The sequence below is a fragment of the Brevundimonas sp. genome, from assembly GCF_046299535.1.
Taxonomy (GTDB): Bacteria; Pseudomonadota; Alphaproteobacteria; order Caulobacterales; family Caulobacteraceae; genus Brevundimonas.
This window is the reverse complement of record NZ_JBKBIB010000030.1, coordinates 1-3,785: the sequence shown is the minus strand read 5'-3', so window position 1 is coordinate 3,785 and position 3,785 is coordinate 1. Positions and strand designations below refer to the sequence as shown.

The window sequence follows — 3,785 nt, the reverse complement described above, 5'->3', positions numbered from 1 at the left end:
GCTCGCCGGCGGTTTCGTTGGAGATTTCGGCGAACTTGCGGATCAGCTCCTCGAAGGCGAGGCCCATGTCGTGGTTGCTGACGGCGGCGGGGCTGAGGTCGAAGCCGGCGAAGCGCTCTGTCACCTGGTAGAGCAGCCCGGCCTTCTGCAGCCGGTCGGTCTGCTCGGCGAAGCGGAAGCGGTCGAAGATGTCGCGGACGGCGGGCGAGAAGCCCTGGATGTAGGCGGCGAGGTTCGGGCCGATATGGTCCTGGTCGCCCATCAGCCGGGGGAGGTCGAGGGAGGAGGTATTGGCGAAGGGCACGCCGGTGATGCGCGCGAGGAAGGGTTCCGGGTTCAGGCCCTGCCTCTCGCACTCCGCCTTCTTCGCCAGCACCTCGGCCTTGGTGGGCGCCAGCACGCAGTCGAGCCGGCGCAGTACGGTGAAGGGCAGGATGACACGGCCGTATTCGGACGGCTTGTAGTCGCCGCGCAGCAGGTCGGCGACGGACCAGATGAGGGCGGAGAGGGACGCGTGGCTCATGAAGCGGGCTCAATGGAATTCGGCCGGAGGTATGGCGGACGCAGGAGCGACCCAACGAGCCGCGACTGTGCCCGGACATGCCGGCCCTGTCATCCGCGATGCGCTGATTGTCGAGAGCGAGGTGGGCGGTGGCTGAACCCGGCCAGCACGGCCCGCTGGCCGTTCCACTCCACGGGAATCGGCTCCGTGAGCATTGGCAGTGTCAGCGCCTCCGAATGCCGCCCGTCTAGGATCGGCCGCACGATATCCGGCGCCAGCAGCGTCAGCCTCAGCAGCGACCCAAGATGGCCCCGCTCGATTCGTTCCCGCACTGCCATCCCGCTGATCGAGGCGTACCGCCCGAGGCCGGGGTCGCATCCCAACGCGTGTTGTAGGAGCGATGGTCCCTGGCGGGCTGGGCCGCCGGTCAGGCGGTCACGGCGGACAGGCTGACGTGGGAAGTGTCGCTGACGACGCCGATGGTTTCCAGGGTCATGTGGCGGGCGCGCTGGGTGGCCCATTCGTCGGACTGCGCGAGCAGGATCGCGCCGACGAGGCGGACGACGGCGGCCTCATTGGGAAATATGCCGACGACATCGGTGCGGCGTTTGATCTCGCCGTTGAGGCGCTCGATCGGATTGGTGCTGTGCAGCTTGGTCCGATGGCGGCGGGGAAATGCATGGAGGCGGGCACGTCCTCCTCGGCGCTATCCATCAAGGTGGCGAGCTTGGGTACCTTGGGACGGAGCTGGTCGGCGACGGTGCGCCACTGGGCGTGCGCAGCCGCGGCATCTTCCTGGGCGTAGGCAGTGCCGATCCAGGCCGAGACGATCCGCAGCTGGGCCTTGCCCGCGTCCGCCAGGGCATTGCGGGCGAAGTGGAGGCGGCAGCGTTGCCAGTTGGCGCGCAGCACCTTCGTCACGGCGGCCTTCAGGCCCTCATGGGCGTCGGAGACGACGAGCTTCACGCCCGCCAAGCCGCGCCTCTTCAGGGTGCGGAGGAACTCCAGCCAGAATGGCTCCGCCTCCGAACTGCCGACCGCCATGCCGAGGACCTCGCGCTGGCCGTCGGCGTTGACGCCCACCGCGATGGTGACGGCGACGGGGACGATGCGCCCGGCCTCGCGGGTCTTCACGTAGGTGGCGTCGAGCCAGAGGTAGGGCCAGTCGCCCTCGACGGGGCGGGCGAGGAAGTCGCGGACCCGCTCGTCGATCTCGGCGCAGAGGCGGCTGACCTGGCTCCGGCTGATGCCCTCCATCCCCATGGCGCGCACCAGGTCGTCCAACGAGCGGGTGGAGATGCCCTGGACGTAGGCCTCCTGGATCACCGCCGTCAGCGCCTTCTCGGCCGTCCGGCGGGGCTCCAGGAAGGTCGGAAAGTCGGAGCAGCGGCGCAGCTTCGGGATCCGCAGTTCGACCGTGCCTGCCCGCGTCTGCCAGTCGCGGTCGCGGTAGCCGTTGCGCTGCACCAGGCGGCCCGGGCTGCGCTCGCCATGGGCGGCGCCGGTCACCTCGCCCACCTCCAGTTCCATCAGGCGCTGCGCGGCGAAGCCGATCATCTCGCGCAGGAAGGCCGCGTCGGAACCCTTTTCCAGCATCTCGCGAAGGGCAATACTGTCATCGGTCATCGTGGTTGTTCCAAGGCTCGGGGTTGCAGGTCTCAGCAACCCAACCCTAGCCAGGGATCACCCCGGTGGCCGCCCGGGGCGACCCGCTCCGTTCAGCCAGGGGCTTCGCTTCGCGCCCCAGGCTCTGGCCGTCTTACACCACGTCCGGGGACACGACCCCGGGCCGGCCGGGGTCCCCATCGCGTCCTTCGCCCAAGGTGTCGCAACCCGGTCGCAACACGATGCAGCCCGGCCATCCAGCACCACCGCTCATATCGACGGTGTTTCGAGACAGCCTCTTAGTGACCGTTTGAGATTCAGCGATGGGCGACGCGGCGGAGCAGCAGGGCGCCCATGGCGACGTGGATCATGGCCTCGGACACGTCGAGGCGCTTCTCGTAGTCGCGGACGAGACGCCGCCAGCGGATCATCCAACCGAAGGTGCGCTCGACGACCCACCTGCGCGGGATGACCGCGAAGCCTGTCGCCTTTTCGGAGCGGCGGATGATCTCGACCACGAAGTCGAGGAATGCGGCCTTTTCCATCAGCTTCGTCCGGTCGTAGCCCGCGTCGGCAAAGAGGTGCTTGAGCCACGGCCAACGCTTGCGGATGGCATCGAGGATCGCCTGCGCGCCCGCGCTGTCCGACACATCGGCAGGTGTGAGGTTCACCATCAGCAGGCGCCCGTCCGTGTCCACGGCGACGTGGCGCTTGCGCCCGACGATCCGCTTGCCGCCGTCGAAACCGCGCACCTCGGCGAACGGCGCCTTCACCGTCTGGCTGTCGAGCACGCCGCCTGTGGGACTGGCCTCCCGGCCCGCCGCCTCGCGGTCAAGCATCAGAGCGACATCGTGGATCGTGCGGAACAGCAGGCGCCGGACGAAACGCCGGAACCACCAGTAGACGGTCTGCCACGGCCCGAAGTGCACCGGCAGCATCCGCCAGCCGCCCGCGCTGCGTGCCATGTAGCGGATCGCGTTCAGCACCTCGCGCAGGTCAACAGCGGGCCTGCGGCCTCGCCGTGAGGGCTTCGGCAGCAACCGCTCAATCCGAGCCCATTCCTCATCCGTCAGGTCCGATGGGTAGCGCTTCGTCTTGCGGCCAAGCTCGGCCATCCGGCTTCGGGTCTCTCGGGTCCACATCCCGAGCTTGAATCAGACCCCGCCGCGCCACCACAAGCCTTTCTCAAACGGTCACTTAACGCGGTCAATCGATGGGTGGCTCGCGACGTTCTCGTCAGCCACATCCCACACGACCCTCCTTGCGCTCATGGATGCCACAGCAACCCTCATGACACGCTGCCCGGCCCTTCGCGCGTCCGCGAGAGCCATCGCTGTCAGGAAGCGCTGAGAACGCTTGGGAAGTGGCTGGGGGACCTGGATTCGAACCAAGGCTGCCCGGGTCAGAGCCGGGAGTTCTACCGCTAAACTATCCCCCAAGCGGTGGCGGCCATCGGCCGGGGCCGCGCATGTAGCATCCTCGCCCGCGCGGTTCAACACCATCCGGGGCGGCATGGAAACCGCTTGCTCCGCGCCCCACATCTCCGGATCATTCGTTACTGGCCCGCGATCTGCGCCGCCGGCCCGGACCCAGGATGACCGAGAGCACCGCACGCGACACCCCGACCAGCCCGCCCGTGATGGCGGTTTCGGCGGGCGCGCGCGCCGAGCACGCGCAG

The 3,785-nt window shown here is 68.5% G+C and carries 2 protein-coding genes, 1 tRNA gene and 1 pseudogene; all 4 read right to left on the bottom strand.

What is annotated here, in order from left to right:
• A partial coding sequence (locus tag ACK4FB_RS14775) for a type I restriction-modification system subunit M N-terminal domain-containing protein (protein WP_409753967.1) occupies nt 1-523 on the bottom strand: 523 nt, incomplete at its 3' end.
• A gap of 406 nt (nt 524-929) precedes the next feature.
• Nucleotides 930-2,128: pseudogene (locus ACK4FB_RS14770) on the bottom strand (IS256 family transposase).
• A 296-nt stretch (nt 2,129-2,424) separates the two neighbouring features.
• Nucleotides 2,425-3,249, bottom strand: coding sequence for an IS5 family transposase (locus ACK4FB_RS14765; RefSeq protein WP_409753964.1), 825 nt, complete (start codon nt 3,247-3,249; stop codon nt 2,425-2,427).
• Nucleotides 3,250-3,471: 222 nt separating this feature from the next.
• A tRNA-Gln gene (locus ACK4FB_RS14760) sits at nt 3,472-3,545 on the bottom strand.
• Nucleotides 3,546-3,785 lie beyond the last annotated feature (240 nt).

Excerpts from the sequence above, each read along its gene's own strand:
- ACK4FB_RS14765 (WP_409753964.1), bottom strand. The coding sequence starts at position 3,249 with ATGTGGACCCGAGAGACCCGAAGCCGGATGGCCGAGCTTGGCCGCAAG.